General features: G+C 41.8%; 17 protein-coding genes. 10 read left to right on the top strand and 7 right to left on the bottom strand.

The window, feature by feature from the left end:
- Positions 1-18 precede the first annotated feature (18 nt).
- Positions 19-2,451: an ABC transporter permease gene (locus LVD17_RS14035; RefSeq protein ID WP_233767708.1), complete on the bottom strand. Its 2,433-nt coding sequence runs from the start codon at positions 2,449-2,451 to the stop codon at positions 19-21.
- Positions 2,452-3,459: 1,008 nt separating this feature from the next.
- On the opposite strand from LVD17_RS14035, the gene LVD17_RS14030 reads away from it, so the two are divergent.
- The 4 genes from LVD17_RS14030 (at position 3,460) to LVD17_RS14015 (ending at position 7,488) form a co-directional block, all read left to right on the top strand.
- Positions 3,460-4,053 (top strand): transposase, encoded by a 594-nt coding sequence (locus LVD17_RS14030; protein ID WP_233767706.1) that lies wholly within the window; start codon positions 3,460-3,462, stop codon positions 4,051-4,053.
- Between the two features lie 168 nt (positions 4,054-4,221).
- Positions 4,222-4,404, top strand: a complete 183-nt coding sequence (locus tag LVD17_RS14025; RefSeq protein WP_233767705.1) for a hypothetical protein — start codon at positions 4,222-4,224, stop codon at positions 4,402-4,404.
- A 360-nt stretch (positions 4,405-4,764) separates the two neighbouring features.
- Positions 4,765-6,138, top strand: coding sequence for a sigma-54-dependent transcriptional regulator (locus LVD17_RS14020; protein WP_233767703.1), 1,374 nt, complete (start codon positions 4,765-4,767; stop codon positions 6,136-6,138).
- A gap of 21 nt (positions 6,139-6,159) precedes the next feature.
- Positions 6,160-7,488: a sensor histidine kinase gene (locus LVD17_RS14015; RefSeq protein WP_233767702.1), complete on the top strand. Its 1,329-nt coding sequence runs from the start codon at positions 6,160-6,162 to the stop codon at positions 7,486-7,488.
- 148 nt (positions 7,489-7,636) lie between these two features.
- On the opposite strand, the gene LVD17_RS14010 is transcribed toward LVD17_RS14015, so the two are convergent.
- A complete protein-coding gene (locus tag LVD17_RS14010; RefSeq protein WP_233767701.1) occupies positions 7,637-8,257 on the bottom strand; it encodes a CGNR zinc finger domain-containing protein in 621 nt (206 codons plus the stop codon).
- A gap of 116 nt (positions 8,258-8,373) precedes the next feature.
- Between LVD17_RS14010 and LVD17_RS14005 the strand changes: the two genes are divergently transcribed.
- The 3 genes from LVD17_RS14005 (at position 8,374) to LVD17_RS13995 (ending at position 11,091) form a co-directional block, all read left to right on the top strand.
- Positions 8,374-8,625: a hypothetical protein gene (locus LVD17_RS14005; protein ID WP_233767699.1), complete on the top strand. Its 252-nt coding sequence runs from the start codon at positions 8,374-8,376 to the stop codon at positions 8,623-8,625.
- A 155-nt stretch (positions 8,626-8,780) separates the two neighbouring features.
- Positions 8,781-9,263 carry a DinB family protein gene (locus tag LVD17_RS14000; protein WP_233767697.1) on the top strand — a complete coding sequence of 161 codons (483 nt, stop codon included), beginning with the start codon at positions 8,781-8,783 and terminating at the stop codon, positions 9,261-9,263.
- 76 nt (positions 9,264-9,339) lie between these two features.
- The gene (locus tag LVD17_RS13995; protein WP_233767695.1) at positions 9,340-11,091 is read left to right on the top strand and encodes an MASE1 domain-containing protein; all 1,752 of its coding nucleotides are present in this window, start codon (positions 9,340-9,342) and stop codon (positions 11,089-11,091) included.
- Here the strand turns inward: LVD17_RS13995 and LVD17_RS13990 are convergent.
- From LVD17_RS13990 to tilS, 5 genes are all read right to left on the bottom strand, one after another.
- On the bottom strand, positions 11,088-11,732 hold the full coding sequence (locus tag LVD17_RS13990) for a hypothetical protein (protein WP_233767694.1): 645 nt from the start codon (positions 11,730-11,732) through the stop codon (positions 11,088-11,090). The two genes, LVD17_RS13995 and LVD17_RS13990, sit on opposite strands and share 4 nt — an antisense overlap.
- The gene (locus LVD17_RS13985; RefSeq protein WP_233767693.1) at positions 11,729-12,139 is read right to left on the bottom strand and encodes a DUF3052 domain-containing protein; all 411 of its coding nucleotides are present in this window, start codon (positions 12,137-12,139) and stop codon (positions 11,729-11,731) included. The genes LVD17_RS13990 and LVD17_RS13985 overlap by 4 nt, the downstream gene beginning before the upstream one ends.
- A 130-nt stretch (positions 12,140-12,269) precedes the next feature.
- Positions 12,270-13,208 carry a malate dehydrogenase gene (mdh, locus tag LVD17_RS13980; protein ID WP_233767962.1) on the bottom strand — a complete coding sequence of 313 codons (939 nt, stop codon included), beginning with the start codon at positions 13,206-13,208 and terminating at the stop codon, positions 12,270-12,272.
- Between the two features lie 187 nt (positions 13,209-13,395).
- The gene (locus LVD17_RS13975; protein ID WP_233767691.1) at positions 13,396-13,914 is read right to left on the bottom strand and encodes a Crp/Fnr family transcriptional regulator; all 519 of its coding nucleotides are present in this window, start codon (positions 13,912-13,914) and stop codon (positions 13,396-13,398) included.
- Positions 13,907-15,292: a tRNA lysidine(34) synthetase TilS gene (gene tilS / locus LVD17_RS13970; RefSeq protein ID WP_233767689.1), complete on the bottom strand. Its 1,386-nt coding sequence runs from the start codon at positions 15,290-15,292 to the stop codon at positions 13,907-13,909. The genes LVD17_RS13975 and tilS overlap by 8 nt, the downstream gene beginning before the upstream one ends.
- Positions 15,293-15,353: 61 nt before the next feature.
- Between tilS and LVD17_RS13965 the strand changes: the two genes are divergently transcribed.
- The 3 genes from LVD17_RS13965 (at position 15,354) to LVD17_RS13955 (ending at position 18,721) form a co-directional block, all read left to right on the top strand.
- A complete protein-coding gene (locus tag LVD17_RS13965) occupies positions 15,354-16,967 on the top strand; it encodes an OstA-like protein (protein ID WP_233767687.1) in 1,614 nt (537 codons plus the stop codon).
- Between the two features lie 122 nt (positions 16,968-17,089).
- Complete coding sequence (locus LVD17_RS13960) at positions 17,090-17,800, top strand: T9SS type A sorting domain-containing protein (protein ID WP_233767685.1); 711 nt, start codon at positions 17,090-17,092, stop codon at positions 17,798-17,800.
- A gap of 108 nt (positions 17,801-17,908) precedes the next feature.
- On the top strand, positions 17,909-18,721 hold the full coding sequence (locus LVD17_RS13955; RefSeq protein WP_233767684.1) for an outer membrane protein assembly factor BamD: 813 nt from the start codon (positions 17,909-17,911) through the stop codon (positions 18,719-18,721).
- Positions 18,722-18,723: the final 2 nt, after the last annotated feature.

The following is an 18,723-nucleotide window of genomic DNA, read 5'->3' as shown; positions in this document are numbered from 1 at the left end:
GACAGCAACTTTTTATTCCTATTCGTCTTTTAGCACGTGAACAGGGTTAGTTCTGGCCGCCCTAATAGATTGATAACTAATCGTGACCCAGCCTATGAAGATTGATATGCAACCGGCCAGCAGGTAGGTGCCAACTCCGGGTGTTATCCGGTAGGCAAAAGTTTCCAGCCACAAGTTCATGCCGTAAATACTTATCGGCACAGAGAGTACAAAAGCTATAATGATCAACTTGGAAAGGTCTCCGGAAACCATAAAAAGGATGTCCTTCACCTCAGCTCCCAGTGCCTTGCGCACACCGATTTCTTTAAACCTTCGCTCTGCAAAAAACATCGATAAAGCATAAAGTCCGAGGCAACTTATGATCACGGAGATCACTGCGAAGTATTTGATCAGGTCAAAAGTATTGCTGTCAGCAGCGTATTGTCTGTCCAGATGGTCTTCCAGGGTAGAATATTCAAAGGGCGTATCAGGTAAGACCTGTTTCCAATCACTCTCCAGAGTTGAAAGCAATTGCTGATAGTTGTCAGTATTAACATCAAGCACAATGTTCGATGTTCTGCTTCCATAAGACAATTGAAATATCATAGGGTAAATCTCATCATGAAGGGACACCTGATGGATATCGTGTACTACTCCAACAATACGATATTGAAACTCCATATCACGAAAGTCGAAATAAAGCATTTCACCAATGGCCTCTTCAGGGGTATAACCCAACCTGTCTGCTGCTGTTTTGTTAAGTATGACTTTGGAAACAACTGTATCTCTTTCAGGGCCGTCGAAATATTTACCTGCAAGTAGCTCAATATCAAAAAGCTGAAAGTAATTGTGCTCAACAGGATTTCTATAGACCCTTACCGCATCGTCCATAGTCTGTCCTTTTTTGTAGACCAAAATATCGGAGAGTATTGGAGAACCGGGCACTGATTCTGCACCTGTAGCATTACTGACCTGAGCGTTTTTAGTAAACTTTTGTTTTAAAACCTGGTAACTGGAGGCAGCCTCATCAGTCGAGAGCGGAATTACTACTTTAGTATTTCTATCAAACCCCAGATCTTTACTTTGAATAAAATCAACCTGCTCTGAAATAACTATTATGGAGCTGATGAGGGCTATGGAGATCACAAACTGAAAAACAACCAATCCTTTCCTGAGCAATGCTGCGGTGCCTTTGTCTTTATTTTTGCCTTTCAGTACCTGGGCAGGTTTAAACGAAGCCAGGTAGAAGGCCGGGTAAAGACCTGCCAGCAAACCTGTAACCACTAAAAACATAAGGAGGTATTTGCCAATAGTCCATAAACTAGCTGACGTCAGGGCTATGGGATCGTTTACCAATTGGTTAAATACGGGCAGAGCCATTTCGGCAAAGAGGATGCTAAACAATAATGAGACGAACACGATGATAAACGACTCTCCTAAAAACTGGAGAATAAGTCCTTTGGAGGTCACTCCCATCACCTTACGGATACCAACTTCCAGCGCCCTGTTTCCAGCCTGGGCCGTTGCCAGATTGATGTAATTGACACACGCCAAAACAAGGATTAACACCCCGATCGTCATTAATACCTGTATAAAAACAAGGCTTTTCCCCTGAACAATGTCCATCTCAAAACCGGTCGATGTATGTACATCTTCAATAGGCTGGAGATGCATTTCCTTTGAAAAGCCAAGCTCTTTCATCTCGGCTCCACCGTTTTTCGTAAATATTTCGTGGATTTTTCCTTCAACAGCGGTAGCATCTGCCCTTGTATCGAGCTCCAGGTAAGTATAAACCAAGTTATTACCAACCCAATTGACATCAAACCGCTTAATGAATGGTTTCCATATTGTATTTTCCATTGAGATCACATAGGTGGGTTTCAAATGAGTGGGATAAGCTTCAGCGTCAAATACTGCCGTAACTTCATAGTCATGAACCCCGGTCAGGCTGTTCAGTTTGATCATCTTACCTACCGGCTCTTCACTACCAAATATCCTTTCAGCAGTCTTCTGTTCCAGCACTATAGCATTATGATGTGGAAATGATTGTGAGGCATTGCCCTTGACAAATTTATACTTCAGTACATCAAAGAAATCAGAATCCGTAACCACGCCTCCTTCAATATAAAAAGCCTCACCTTCATACTTAATAAGATCCTTACTGCCGAAAATAGCCGGGAGCAATACCCTGATCGAATTTTTTATTTCAGGTATTTCCGCATCAATAACAGGAGCGATAGGCACGGAGGATGAGCCCATATCAATTTTTTGTCCGCCTTTTTGAGACATGTGCGAAGTTATCCTCACCAATCTTTTGCCATGATGCTGATCATAGCTGAGTTGCTCCGATGTATAGAGGAATAAAAGCAGACAACAAGCCAGACTTACGGAAAGTCCTAAAATATTTATAGCTGCGAAAAGCTTGTTTCGCATAATATTTCTAAAGGTGATCTTAAGGTAATTTTTTATCATAGCTCCATTGTTTTCAAGAATCAGCTTTCCAACGATTATGCCATATACAAAAAAGCTAAAAAACAGTCATTTACAATGAAAATCATATCACAAAACCGCACAAGTGCCCACTCATAGAACATAAAAGTGCCCACTGATGGACACTTGTTTAAGTATTTTTTATCTTTTGTGATAGATTTGAGGAGAAGTGCGTGGTGGACTATAGGGCATGGCTTATCGCCTGATGGTAAGGTTGAAGGTTGGGAACGGCAAGCTTTACTAGTCCTTAAAGGCTTAGTAAAGCGCACAGGAAAATTCTGATATTTAAAATCTAAGGCTGCTTTACTAAACTTCTGAGAATTTGGTAAAGCTGGATGCTCAGAAGCACGATCGATGAATGGAGAGAAAGCAGGTGTGACTAAAGTTTGGTAAAGCTGGAATGTTCGGGGGCATGGGTTGAAGATCGAGAGGGTGAGCAGGTGTGGCTAAAGCTGGATGGCTACTGGGGAGCGGTCTTCTCCGAATGGTTAGGGCTAGTGGTTAAGAACGGTAAGCTTTATTAGTCCTTAAAGGCTTAGTAAAGCGCGCAGGGAAGCTCTGACAGTTAAAATCCAAGGCTGCTTTACTAAACTTCTGAGAGATTGGCAAAGCTGGATGCTCAGAAGCACGGTTGATAAATGGAGAGAAGGCAGATGGGAGCGAAAGTTTGGTAAAGCTTGAATGTTCAGGAGTACCGCACGAAGATCGAGAGAAGTGAACAGCTGCGTGGCTAGAGCTGGATGGTTACTGGGAGCGGTTTATCGCCTGATGGTAAGGTTGGAGGTTGTGAATGGTCAACTTTACTAATCCTTGGAGGCTTATTAAAGCGCACAAGGAAGTTCTGATATATAAAACCCGGAGGTGCTTTAACTAAACTTCTGAGAGATTGGTAAAGCTGGATGTTAAGAAACATTGATTGATAATTTAAGAGCCTAAAACATCAAATAGAAACTGAAATCCCTATTCACCTAATGATTAAAAAAAATAAAAATGAGAGATTATCACTCAAAGTTTGAGGAGGAAAAATACTATCACATCTATAACAGAGGTAATAACGGAGAGAACATATTTGTGAGTGATGATAACTATAAATATTTTCTTCGGAAATGGGGACAATATATAGCTCCTTTTACTCAGACACTGGCATATTGCCTGATGCCAAACCACTTCCATTTTTTTGTAAAAGTTAATCCTCAGGGATCTGGAAACGAAACTGAGGTTGATATTAATTTAGTACTTGAAAGTCAGTTTAAAAAGCTGTTTAGCAGTTATGCGCTTTCATATAACAAGCAACAAAACCGGCACGGAAGCCTTTTCGAAAAACGTTTTAAAAGGATTCAGGTCAATTCTGATGACTATTTTTCAAAAATCGTTCACTATATACATAACAACCCAATCCATCACCACTTTGTATCTGATTATAATGTTTGGAAATACTCCTCATTTAAGGCAATAACCTCTGACCGGCCGTCTTTACTGTCTAAGGATGAGGCAATTGATTGGTTTGGAGGTAAAGAAGAATTCTCTAAATTCCATGAGGTACAACTTGATTATGGAGAGATAAAGGATTTGATGGTAGATTAATGTGATATAGGATGGTTATTGTGAGCAGTTTTCTCCTAATGGTTAGGTCTGGAGGTTGGGAACGGCAAGCTTTACTAGTCCTTAAAGGACTAGTAAAGCGCGCAAGGAAGTTCTGTTAGTTAAAATCCGGGGTGCTTTACTAAACTTCTGAGAGATTGGTAAAGCTGGATGCTCAGAAGCACGATCGATAAATGGAGAGAAGGCAGATGGGGCGAAAGTTTAGTAAAGCTTGAATGTTCGGGGGTTGAAGATCGAGAGGGTGAGCAGGTGTGGCTAAAGCTGGATGGCTACTGGGGAGCGGTCTTCTCCGAATGGTTAGGGCTAGTGGTTAAGAACGGTAAGCTTTACTAGCCCTTTAAGGACTAGTAAAGCGCGCAGGAAAATTCTGATATTTAAAATCTAGGGGTGCTTTACTAAACTTCTGAGAATTTGGTAAAGCTGGATGCTCAGAAGCACGATTGATGAATGGAGAGAAGGCAGATGGGGCGAAAGTTTGGTAAAGCTTGAATGTTCAGGAGTACCGCACGAAGATCGAGAGAAGTGAACAGCTGTGTGGCTAGAGTTGGATGGCTATTGGGAGCGGTTTATCGCCTGATGGTTAGGTCTGGAGGTTGTGAATGGTCAGCTTTACTAGTCCTTAAAGGCTTAGTAAAGCGCGCAGGGAAATTCTGGCTTTAAGGTACTGGTAAAGAAAATAAGGAACTAAAAATTATGACGAAACAACAAGGGCGCATATTAATTGTTGATGATGATGAGATCATTTTGCTGACGGCGAAAATGTTCCTGGAGCAATATTTCTCGGAGGTAAATACCTTAGGTATTCCGAATAACATACCTGATGAACTACGCAAGCAAACCTATGATGTGGTACTGCTGGATATGAATTTTAAGCAGGGCGAGACCTCCGGAAAAGAAGGTTTGAAATGGCTGAAAGAAATCCTTGAGATAGCACCGGAAACCAGCGTACTACTCATGACAGCATACGGCGAAGTCAATCTGGCTGTGGAGGCAATGAAGGAAGGTGCCGTGGACTTTATTGTTAAACCCTGGCAAAACGAACGGCTTTTGGCTACTGTACAAACTGCTTTAAAGCTATCTGAACAGCAAAAGCAGGTGCGCCATCTCAAGTCGCAGCAGGAGATACTTTCCTCTTCGGCTGATCATCAGGCTGGTGACATTATCGGCAATTCCAAAGCTATAAGAGAGGTATTCACTATTATTAACAAGGTGGCAAAAACCGATGCAGACGTTCTTATTCTTGGTGAGAATGGTACTGGAAAAGAGGTAGCCGCAAGGGCCATCCACCGCCAGTCTAACAGGGCAGACCAGGTGTTTATCAGCGTTGACCTGGGTTCTATTTCTGAGAACCTTTTTGAAAGCGAACTTTTTGGCCATAAAAAAGGTGCCTTTACCGATGCCAAAGAAGACCGGACAGGACGATTCGAAGCAGCATCTGGGGGAACCTTGTTTCTGGATGAAATCGGCAATCTTTCACCGGCACTACAGGCCAAACTACTCACTGTGCTACAAAGCAGAAAGATCATAAAAGTCGGCACAAACCACCCTATAGAAGTTGATGTAAGGGTGATTTGCGCTACCAACAGCAACCTGCATAATATGGTCAACGAGGGTACTTTCAGAGAGGACTTGCTTTACCGCATCAATACTGTTGAATGTACAATCCCACCTTTAAGGAAACGAACCGAAGACATTCCATTACTTACCAAATACTTTTTAGAAATATATTGCAAAAAGTATAACAAGCAAAAGCTCTATATGCCGGAAGGTGTCATCAAAAGACTGCAGAAGTATAACTGGCCAGGCAACATCCGGGAACTGCAACATGCCATAGAGCGGGCAGTGATCATGAGCGATGGCAACGAACTGCAAAGCCGGGACTTTTCCCTTCCCGGAGATGTCCAAAAGGAGGAACAGTTGTTTGAAAACTATAATCTGGAAAATCTTGAGGCCTGGGCAATCAAAAACGCGATCAAAAAGTACAATGGCAACATCAGCCATGCTGCCAAAGAACTGGGGCTCTCTCGGGGTGCCATGTATAGAAGAATGGAAAAATATGGAATATAAATTGGCAAACCGGCAAGAGCTATGAGAAAAAGTTTCAGATACAATGTCATTTTCAGGGTACTGCTTATTACGGCGCTACTGGCTATGCTGATCTACTTCTTCCTTGTCAGCAAAAACTATCTCAGGAGCACATATTTTGCAATATTCCTGATAATAGCTATCGTTGAATTCATTTGGTATGTAGACCGTACCAACAGGGATTTTGCTGCATTTTTACTCGCCCTGCTTCAAAACGATTTTACCACTACTTTCTCAGAAACCGCCAAAGGAAAGTCATTCAACGAGTTACATTCGGCTTTCAATCAGATCACGCAAAAGTTTAAAACTATAAGCTCTGAAAAAGAAGTGCAGCATATTTACCTTGAATCACTCGTCGATCATGTCCGGGTAGGTATACTGAGCTATGATGAACAGGAGAAGATACATCTGATGAATGGCGCACTTAAAAGCCTCCTCCACAAGCCACAATTGCTCTACCTCAAAGGACTTGAGGGAACAGACAAGAAACTGCTTAAGGCCATACGCCATATAAAACCCCGGGAAAACAAGCTGGTTAAAATTAAAATAGCCAACCAGTTGCTGCAGTTGAGCCTCCATGCTTCTGAATTTAAGCTCCACGGACAATACTTTAAACTGGTATCTTTTCAGAATATAAAAAATGAGCTCGATGCCAACGAAATGGATGCATGGCAAAAACTAATCAGGGTGCTGACGCATGAAATTATGAATTCCGTTACACCTATTTCTTCTTTAAGCAGCACCCTATACGAGATTATTGAGAAAGAAAACAGAAACGGGTCACTTGACCAGGATACTATTCAAAAAGTACTGACAGGTTTGGATGCTGTAAAAAGCCGGAGTGCCGGTCTCCAGTCATTTACCGAAGCATACAGGAACCTTACCAGAATACCTCCCCCACACTTTAAAGAAGTACGTGTTAAGGATATGCTGGAAAGGATTGAAACACTTCTTAAACCTGACCTCAGAAACATTGATTTTCAAATAACCTATACGAAAGAAGACATCAAGATAATCGCCGACACTGACCTGCTGGACCAAGTACTCATCAACATCTTAAAAAACGCCCTGGAAGCTTTGGAGGAATCTGAAAATCCACGAATACAGATTGCCATCGATGGCCGTGACAAAGTTAAGATAACGATAGCCGATAATGGGCCGGGTATTGACGAAGATAAGATTGATCAGGTTTTTGTGCCTTTCTTCACAACCAAAAAAGGGGGATCAGGAATAGGCCTGGCTTTATCCAAACAAATCGTGAGGCTGCATAACGGCACTTTGCAGGTAGAATCCGTGCCCGGCCAGGGCACCTCTTTCATTATTGAACTATAACCAATCCCAGGTCCATCTGAAACACATAGGAAAATAAAGCTTGCAAGATGATAATTCAGCAAACCATGTTTTGTAGCTTGCCAGTAAATGCTGCCTGTCAAGCACAGAGGTGAAAAACTAAAGGTCTCCCTAAAATTCTGCCAGCCCTCTAATTCTGCTCTTCCTGCTTTTTCTTTCTGTAATATCTTTTGGCTTTTACTGCACTGCCACAGGCCTGCATATCGCACCAGCGCCTGCTGTTGTTCTTACTTTTATCAAGAAATACCCACCCACAGGCTCCACACTCCTTTACGCGGTTTAGCTTCCCTGACATTAACAGATCATAGGCTGACTTGATAACCGGATATAAAGGTTTTTTCAACTCCTTACCTTCCCAGTAATAGGAAGGCTCCTCGCCTGCACCGACATCAACACTTAATTTTGACAACGCCTCAGATAGCAGCTTATTAAATTTATCCTGCATGTCTCCCATAACCTGCTGCTGACGGATGATAGATATAAAGAGCTTATATAAAACCTCCCGTCCCTCTATGAAAGGCCTTAGAAGCTTATACTCTTTATCATTGTATCGAAGGTACGCTTCCCTTAACTGGTTTATATCCTCCGACGGTAAAGCACCCAGTTTACTGCACCATCTCAATACATCCTCATAGGTGCCTAAGTAATCTTCAGGGTCAGCAACAGTCCATTCATGCACGGTATTGATAAAATCCAGGCAAAGCCAGCCACCATGCAGGCTGATATTGTCGACGCTTCGTTCTTGTGTCATCACAACAAAGATAGCTACTATTGGGAAGAAATATTTATCACCGCCTAAACAGCTTTTGATAGTAATATTAAATTTTCTAATTTTATACCATCAAAACGAACTTTACCAGTAACACCATGATAACCAGAACATGGCACGGCATAGTGCCCACCACTAAAAAGGACAATTATCTCAACTACCTTCAACGTACCGGTCTACATGACTACTCCGGTACAAAGGGCAACCTGGGCCTGCAGGTATTGCAGAGGATTGAAGGCGACATCACCCACTTCTTATTGATAACCTTTTGGGATACAACGGACTCTATCAGAGCCTTTGCCGGAGAACAATATGAAAAGGCAAGGTACTACCCGGAAGACGCCGACTAATCTGCTGGAAATGGAGCCTTTTGTACAGCATTATGAAGTAATGGAAATGAGATGTTCATCACCTGATAAAGACTCATTAAAGCAACCTGCGACAGGATAAGGCATTGCTGCCACTTTTTATGACTTCAACATAGGGGAACTAAATCCGATCCACAATGAAAGAGATTATCAACAAAACCCTGATCCATGCGCTTGATGGCTATAACAGTCACCTCCCGGCCAAAGCTGTGCTGGAAGGCCTGACAGCAAAAATGGCCGGAGCCTCTTTGCCAGGTGCTCCTTATACCATATGGCAGCTCATCGGACACATAAACTTTTGGCAGGTACGCTTTATTGCACACCTCAAAGGTCAAAAGCTGACAGATGTACCCCTGCTAGAAGACGGATGGCCATGTGACAAATCGCCTGCGGATGAGGATGAGCTATGGGCAGCCATCCAGGCCCTGCTTGACGGAATCGAAGAGGCCAGGCAGTTACTTGAAGGCGGCGCAGACCTGAAACATCCGCCCAATTATGACAGCGGTTATGATGTAATCATCTCTATGGCCTCCCACCTTTCCTACCACCTGGGGCAGGTCATGACTCTGAGGAGAATGCTGGGTGATTACCCCCCTCCATCAGGTGGCTATATATGGTAGAGACAGGTGAGTAATACGCTGTTTACTTGAATAGTACAAAATTATTACTATATTTACCAGTTGTTGTACTATAGCTTTGGCAAATAACACTACCATGAATGCCATTTCATTAAAACCTTTTGCCACGCTGAAAAAAAGCAATGACCTAAAGATTGTCGTTGTTTCAGTTCTTTATTACGCATCTGCCCAGTTTGGTTTGTGGCTATCCTTTGGTGAGACCAAAACCATTCCCCTATGGCCTCCGGCAGGCCTGGCCTTAGCGCTGCTTATCATTCTTAAGCACCGAACCTGGCCTGCAATAACGATAGGGTCGCTTATTGCCGTTGCTATGGTGTTTCTCCATCTCGGTATTACTTTTTCATTTTCTGTGGTTATGGCGATGGTCATTATAGCTATAGGAAATACCCTGGAAGCACTTTTTGGCCATTTCCTTATCCGAAAGCTGATCAGGGTCCGCAACCCTTTTTTAAAAACGACACATGTATTTATCTTCCTTTTAGTCGCGTTGCTCATGTGTACATTGGGTTCAGGAATATCCATGCTTAGCATGTGGTCTAACCATATTATTACCTCAGAAGCAACCATCTCTACATTCTCCAGCCTGTGGCTAAGCAATGTGGTCAGTGTACTGATTATCACCCCATTTGTAATTTCATGGACTGCCAATTTTAAGATAGAGATCAACTGGCAGCGTATTGTTGAGGGTATAATTTTCATTGGTGCCCTGGCCCTGATAGTTATGTGCCTTCAATTAGACACTATCTCATCAACCATAGAAAAGTCCGTTCCGTTTTTAATTATGCCTTTCTTGCTTTGGTTAGGTTTCAGGTTTAACCTCCAAACCACCATGACCGGTATATTGATAGCCTCCCTTCTGGCCATATATTTCACCCTTCACAACGAAGGGCCTTTTGTGCTGAACACAGAAGCCAATTCCAGATTGATCCTTCAGGTGTTTATAGGGGTAATCAGTATCTCCACTATCATTCTTTATGCTACGGTGAACGAAAGAACCGTTGCCCAAAAGGCCATAGAGAAGTTCAACGAACAACTGGAAACAAAGGTAAAAGAGCGTACCCAGGAGCTGCATGACGAGATCCAGATGCGTAAAAAAATTGAGGAAAAAACAAGGATTTCAAACAGCAAGTTACGCAAGGCCAATATTGAACTCGACAATTTTGTCTACAGTGTTTCCCACGATTTACGCGCACCTATTGCTTCCGTACTCGGGCTGGTCAACTTGGCGAAAAAGGAAGAAGATATCACCATGATGAAAAAATACCTCGCCATGGTGGCCGAAAGTGCCGAACGTCAGGACACATTTATTAAAGATATACTTGACCTCTCGAGAAACGCAAGGCTTGAAGTAGATAGTGAAAGAATTGAGTTTGAAGAAATGATCAATGAAATTTTTGATCAACTAAAATACAGCTCGGGAGAAAAGCAAATACTAAAGGATATTGACATCAGGCAGGACGTGCCTTTCAGCTCTGATAAAAAACGGCTAAAAGTCATCTTCAACAATCTTATTTCCAACGCCATCAGATACAGTAACCACACTGACCCCTACATTAAAATAGATATTGCTGTGGATAATGTAACGGCAAGGATCAATATTAATGACAATGGCCGAGGCATACCCAAAGACCACCTGAAAAATGTTTTCAAAATGTTTTATCGTGCCACGGATGACAATGCCGGGTCGGGTTTAGGGCTTTATATTGTTAAGGAGACAGTTGACAAGCTCCGGGGTAACGTGGCACTAAATTCGGTTGAGAAAAAAGGTACTACTGTAAACCTGGAAATACCGAACCTGTCAGACAACTAATCGATGTAAGTATTCCGGTCAACAGCGTTGTAGAGCTGCTCCATTTCCCGGATTTTGGAGTCGTAACCATCTATTTCGTGGTAAAAGAAGCAGGTCATCAATGAATCCGTTGCCCTGTTACTTACCCTGAAACGAGACACTGTATTTCCTTCACGCCAAACGAGTTCATAATTTTCAAGTTTTTTGTTAAGCTCATAATATCCGCCATACCGCTGAACAATACTCCCACTGTCGAGTTGCTGCATGCTGTACTCATCGAGAGGTTTAAACCGTGAAAGTCCAAGGGAATCCAACAGAAAGTCAGAGACATCTCCTCTCACTTTGTACCGTAACTTAACCAAAGCCGAATCCATAAAGTAAAAAACAAGCTCCTCCACACTCGAACGCCCGATAGACATGGCAGGGTAATCTACTTTGTAAAAAATCAACCTGTGGTCAAAAAACTCACCGATGTTACGTGCTCCGCCTAAACTGAGGGCAGACATTTTTTCTTTCAACCCTACCTCTTTAAAGTTACCTTGTACCGGGTCATTGTTTTTCTTAAAATTATCCTTAGTGATTTCTAACCTGGCCTCTGTTGGCCGGTATTGGTTGCAGCCTGCTGTAACAAATACCATAATTAAAAGCAAAACTCTGTTCATCTGTCTTTTATTCGGTACATAAACTTGAGCCCTGACCATACCTCATCCACCGCACATATTTTAACATCTACCAGACCTGTATCCAGTCCGATGGCTCTCACTAAACTTTCATCAACTGTTGTGGGTACCTTGGATGCTTTTTTGGGCCACGAAATCCATAGGGTTCCATTCTTCTTCATCCGGCTTTTCAATACGGGGAGCCGACCCTTTAGCTCTTCGATGTCTTTCGTAAAAAAGTGGAGAAAATCGGCCTGCTCGTTTTCATCTGCCAGTTGTACATCTGGTAAATCGTCCAAAAGATTGAAGTAATAATCAGGCTGATTGATCAGCACCAACTTGTACCCTTCTTTTAGACCGAGCTTCTTTACAAGAGGGGTTTGGGAGTATCCGGCCATTGATTTGGGCATATTCTGTCTATTAATATAGCCTTATCAGACCAAATATAAAAGTAAGTAGTAAAAAAGGCCGCTTGAGAGTTACCCCAAGCGGCCTTCGAAGTTTTCATATGGAGAAATTACACACTCCATATGCTGTTAATTATTTTGAATTAAGCTTATCCAAAACCTCCATTACCTCTTTTACGTGGTCTCTGGAAGTGTTAAGAAGCGCCTTTTCTTCATCGTTAAGATCCAGTTCGATAATCTTTTCGATACCATTTTTACCCAGGATAACAGGCACACCAAGGTAGCAGTTATCTATGCCATACTCACCTTCGAGTTTCACACACACAGGGAATACCCTTCTCTGATCTTTTACAATAGCCTCAGCCATTTGAGCAGCAGCAGAACCCGGTGCATACCATGCAGAAGTTCCCATCAGTTTTACCAATTCACCACCACCGGTCTTGGTTCTTTCGATGATCGCATCCAGTTTATCTTTTTCGATAAGCTCTGTTACAGGGATACCACCTACTGTAGTATATCTTGGAAGAGGAACCATAGTATCACCATGACCGCCCATCAGCACTGCCTGAATATCTTTAGGAGAAACATTTAATGCTTCAGCAAGGAAAGCTCTGTAGCGGGCAGTATCCAATATACCGGCCATACCCATTACTTTTGTTCTTGGCAGTTTAGAGCTCAGGTGAGCCTGGTAAGTCATTACATCAAGTGGGTTAGAAACCACAATGATGATAGCCTCGGGAGAGTGCTTGACAACATTATCAGTCACTGACTTTACAATACCCGCATTGGTTTCGATAAGGTCATCACGGGTCATACCAGGTTTTCTCGGAAGACCCGAGGTAATCACAACCACATCAGAACCGGCTGTTTTTGAATAGTCATTTGTTGATCCGACAGTCCTTGTATCATAAAGGTTGATAGGTGCCTTCTGCCAGATATCCAGCGCTTTGCCTTCGGCAACACCTTCTTTAATATCTACAAGTACTACTTCATTGGCAATTTCTCTGTAGGCTAGTACATCAGCACAGGTAGCGCCCACATTACCTGCCCCAACTACGGTTATCTTCATAATTTTTTATATGATTTTGTATAAATGAATTGAATTATCACGGTGGGCAAATTTAATTAATCAATGTGACAAATTAAACTGTTCTTAAACTGTTCACAGTCGGAGCGTCCATAGTTCACGGTTAAGAAATGGAAACCATACCGAAATGACAAAATAATGAACTAAAAAACCATGAACGGAAAACGGAAAATCATCCCCGGTAAACCTGGCTCAGGTTAAAGAAGCCCAAGGAAGACTTGTATGCCTTGAAGAGATTAGAGTTGTATTCGTTATATATTTCGGCGAGTGATTCCAGCATTTTCACCTTAACCTTGGTATTGTTTTCAAATATATCGAAGATGTTGTCCTGGGGTATAACATAGAACTCAGCGGTTTCCGAACTCACAAATGCATTGAGCAGCCTTTTCGCGTCTTTTAAAAGGCAACTTTCGCCTAATGCCACACCGGCCTGTACCCGGGTGAGGCTTTCAAAGTCTTCGTTTACGTCTATATTAAGAGAGACTTCCCCTTTCTTGAGTAAATAAAGTGCATGGCTTGGATCATTTCTAAAGAAAACCACCTCATCCTGCACATATTTTCTCTCATGCATAAAAGGAAGGAAGAGTGACATCTGCTTATAATTCAGATTGGAGAACAACCTGATCTTTGCGAGAAATACGAACATGTTATGCTCCTGGGCCGTGAAAGTTTTTTTGAAGGGATTAATCATTCTGCAACATTACCATATTGAATATCCTTTTTGTGTCCGGGCGAACTTTGAACCGGTCATCTACACGGTGCCCGACTACCCATACCACCTCCCCTGCCGACTCAATAACACATACTCGTTCTTTCAAGTTTAAAGGAATTTTCTCATCTATCATAAAATCACTCACCTTTTTTTTACCTCTCATTCCTAACGGGCAAAAGGTATCTCCTATCTTCCATTTGCGCAGTTTAAGTGGGAAATTCAGCCTGTCAAAATCCAAACTGGCCTCATTTTTCTTCCTTAGCAAATGGTTAACATCATCTGACCGATAACACCTCAATTTAATCACTTTATTGCCGGCATACTCATCATGGGATTCAATATACTCCTCGCCAACCTCCCCTTTCAGAGGACTAATGATCAGGTGGGACCTGTCTATATTAAGCTGGTGACTCGCCGAAAGGAACACTTTACCCGCAAGTCCGTCCAGCCCGCCCAACACCTCCTGTACCTGCTGCCAGTTAAACCCATACGGTTTCAAAAGCTCCTCCACAACTGTCGCAGGCTGCCCGCCTATGGCTTCCTTAGGCACATATACATCTTCACCCTGAAAGGACAAGCCCTCGTTTCTCACCTGATGTACTTTCTGTATCAGCACCTTCTCTGCATCCTCCAGTCGCTGGCGGGTTTGAATGAAAGTAGATATTAATGAAGGGTTTATCTTTTTCAGCACAGGTATTACCTCATGTCGGATCAGGTTCCTGCTGTATTTCGTTGATTCGTTACTACTGTCTTCCCTCCATTGTAAGCGGTTATTTCTGGCGTAACTTAGAATATCATCTTTGGAGGCAAACAGCAAAGGGCGGATCAGATTATTCTGCTTGGGCAGAATACCCCGAACGCCTGAAATACCAGTTCCTTTGGTCAGGTTAAATAATACGGTTTCAAGGCTATCGTCCAAATGATGTGCTGTAGCGATATATTTGATACCATGCTCTGCTACCAAATCGGCAAACCATGCATAGCGCAAATCGCGGGCAGCCATTTGTGTAGAAACACTATGCATTGCGGCATAATTTTTGGTATCAAAAGATCGAACAAAACATGACACATTATTTAACCGGGCCAGTTCCCTCACAAAGGCTTCATCACTGTCGGATTCGATCCCACGAAGTTGGAAGTTGCAGTGGGCAATGGCAAAATTAAAACCAGCATCCTTGAATAGCCTAACCAAAACTATAGAATCCACTCCACCGCTTACTGTCAAAAGGACTTTATCACCTGTATCGCATAAATTATTGGTGGAGATGAAATCTAAAAAATCTTTAACCATCGGTGCACGGGCTTTTTTATTTAATTTTGAGGCTGCTAATGCAAATTGAAGAATGCCTACTGACAAACATATTAATTTTATATGATTAAGCATTCCGGCTGTTTGCTAAAATACCAGGATATAATAAATGAAAATAACACTTAAAATAGCACTAGTTATAGGATTGGCCATACTTTCCGGAAGCACAGGCTTTGCTCAAAAGAAGGTAAAAATGAAGCAGGCCGATAAACTATTTGGTGGTATCAATAAAGAAGGTGAGCGCTTCGACCGGTTCGTTGGTGATGTGATCTTCGAACAAAACGAGACTACTATATATAGCGACTCCGTGCATTTTTATAGCAAAAGAAACTACATGGAAGCTTTTGGCCATGTAAAAATTACTGAGGGCGACTCGGTGGTGATCACTGCAAAAAAGCTGATCTATGAGGGGGATAAAAAGGAAGCCAAACTCCGTGAAAATGTAGTATTTGTAAAAAAGGGCCGGGTTACACTATATACCGATTTCCTTGATTACTACAGAAACCAACAGGAAGCACGGTATTACAATGGAGGAAGGCTTGTAGACAGCACCAATGTACTAACCAGTAAAAAAGGGTACTATCAGGTCAATACCAATATGGCATCATTTAAATCAGATGTGGTGGGCAAAAATCCTGATTACACCCTGATGTCTGATACACTTCAGTATAACACTAAAACCAACATTGTGTACTTCCGGGCACCAACGGAGTTAACAGATGTGGAGGGCAATGTTTTTAACTACGAGGAAGGCCAGTATGATACCAAAATTAAAAAATCTGACCTGAACATCGGGCAAATCGAAACGAGGTCATACTTCCTAGAGGGGGACAACCTGTTCCTCGACGATCTTAGAAAATACTACAGGGCAGTAGGTAATGTGGAGATGATATCCAAAGAGCAGGATATAATAATAACCGGGGACCGAAGTTTCTATCAAAAAGATAAAGGAATAGCCAAAGTCTTTGGCCGGGCACTCATGAAAAAAATAATGGAACAGGATACCATGTACCTGACAGCAGATACATTGGTAGCCATCGAAAGCGACGATCCTTCTAAAAAAAGATTGCTTGCTTACAACAATGTGAAAATTTTCAAATCGGATCTGCAAGGCCGTGCAGATTCCCTGGCTTATGTAACTGCAGACTCTATTATCTATTTCTATAATGATCCCGTGTTATGGTCTTCCGGAAATCAGATGACAGCAGACTCGATCAATGTGGAGATTGCCAACAACTCCATTGACAAGTTAAATATGTCGGTTAATTCCTTCGTCATATCCAAAGATAGTATAAGTAACTTCAACCAGATCAAAGGGCGCACTATGGTGGCTCATTTTAACAAAGGCAACATTCAGAAGGTTGATGTCAATGGAAACGGGGAAAGTCTTTTTTATGCACTGGATGAAACGGAATCATACCTTGTGGGGCTCAATAAAATAATCTGCAGCTATATGTTGATCAAGTTTAAGGAAAACAAGGCAGATAACATTTCATTCTATATTAAACCTGAGGCCTCATTTATACCTCCACATGAAATCCGGGAGCCTCAGAAAAAACTGAAAGATTTTAATTGGCGTGAAGAAGAAAAGCCAGTAAAACAAGAAATGCTGGAAAGTACTATTCTGGCACAACAAAAACCTCAACAAACGATTGAAAAAGCTCCAAGGCAAACATTTGATGAAACCGGAATTTTAAAACCAGATAATAACGATAATGAGTAATTGCCAGATTCAAAAAAAGGTTACCAAAAACGTAAAACTTCGTATCTATTATAAATATTTTTACGTATCTTAAGTAATTACACGGCTACAACGCATTGCTATAAAAATTATTATGTGCTAATATGAAAATATTCCTACCAATGATATTAAGTTTTGTGATGATGTGCTTTGCGCACGCACAAAATTTTGAAGTCATTGATCAGTCTGGCACATTGAAAGGCAGTATCGGAGATGTAATTAAAGTTCCCATTAAAATAAAGAATAACTCCAACCGGCCTATCCAAATAATAGTTAAAAGACTGGAGCAGGTGATCGGGACCAGCCAGTCGAGCTACTTCTGCTGGGGCAGCGAATGTTATGCTGCTGAAACAAACCAGATGCCCCTCTCCAAAAAGCTGGAACCCGGCGAAACCTCTTCGAAATTCAAAACCGTACTTGAAACAGGACTGGTAGCAGGTTTCAGCACCGTAAAATATTTAATATATGACCGTGATAATCCTTCTGATGCCGTAGAATATGAGGTGACGTACACTGTCGAAGACCTGAATAACAAAAAGGCAATTTTCAGTTCTGATGAAGTCCATATCAACGACGTTTATCCAAACCCTGTAGTAGATTTTGCCATCATTGATTACAACCTGCTTCATGAAGATACCCATGCCAAAATTGTCATACACAATGTACTTGGAAGTATTATTGGCGAACATGAACTGGCATATTTGGAAACCAAGCTTAAAATTAACACCGAAGAGTTTAACCCCGGCGTTTATTTTTATACCTTATACATAGACAATGACGGGGTGATGACCAGAAAGCTTGTCGTCAGAAAATAAAACCTCTTAATTAAAACTACCTGTAAAAATCTTTCGTTATATACCCTGATTTTCGGGCAATGTCATTTTATTGCTTATTAACAATTACTAACCTATATTTGCACCCTTATGTTGAAACGGGTATTTTTTAAGCATTTTTTAGCTGCTTTTCTCATCTTTTCTCTGGTCTCTTGCAGCAAGTTCAGAAAAATAGAAAAAAGTGAAGACTGGCGTGTGAAGTACGACGCGGCCTTGAACTACTATGAAAACAAGGACTATTACAGGGCCGGAGCGCTTTTTGAGCAGATTTTACCTATTGTAAGAGGTTTGCCGGAGGGTGAGAAGGTTCAGTTCTATTTTGCTTATACTCAATATCACGAACAATTCTATTTACTGGCTTCGCATCATTTTAAAGTGTTTTATCAGACATACGCCAGAAGTGAGTTTGCCCAGGAGGCTCAGTTTATGCATGCCTATTCTTTATATGCCAACTCTCCGGCCTACAACCTGGATCAAACCAGCAGCATTGAAGCTGTGGTGGCTATGCAGAATTTCCTGAATAAATATCCTGAAAGCAAGTTCAGGGATGATGCCTCAAGAGTAATTAATGAAATACAGGAAAAACTGGAGCGAAAAGGTTACGAAAACGCAAAACAATATTATAAATTAGAACGTCATAAAGCTGCAGTTGTAGCCTTTGAAACTTTCAAAAATGACTTCCCCGATTCGAAATACAATGAGGAGATCGCATTTTTGAAATTCATGGCGCAATACAATCTTGCAACTAAAAGTATACTTTCCAAGCAACTGGAGAGGTACCGTCAGGCAAACGAGTATTATCTGGAGTTTATCGACCTGTATCCGGGTAGTGAATATCTGCGTGACGCTGAAAAAAAATATAATGACAGCCTGGAAAAAGTAACAGAGCTGGCTAAAAGATAAAA

The sequence above is a fragment of the Fulvivirga ulvae genome (genome assembly GCF_021389975.1).
Taxonomy (GTDB): domain Bacteria; phylum Bacteroidota; class Bacteroidia; order Cytophagales; family Cyclobacteriaceae; genus Fulvivirga; species Fulvivirga ulvae.
The sequence above is the reverse complement of the archived record's forward strand: the minus strand, read 5'-3'. Positions and strand labels throughout refer to the sequence as shown.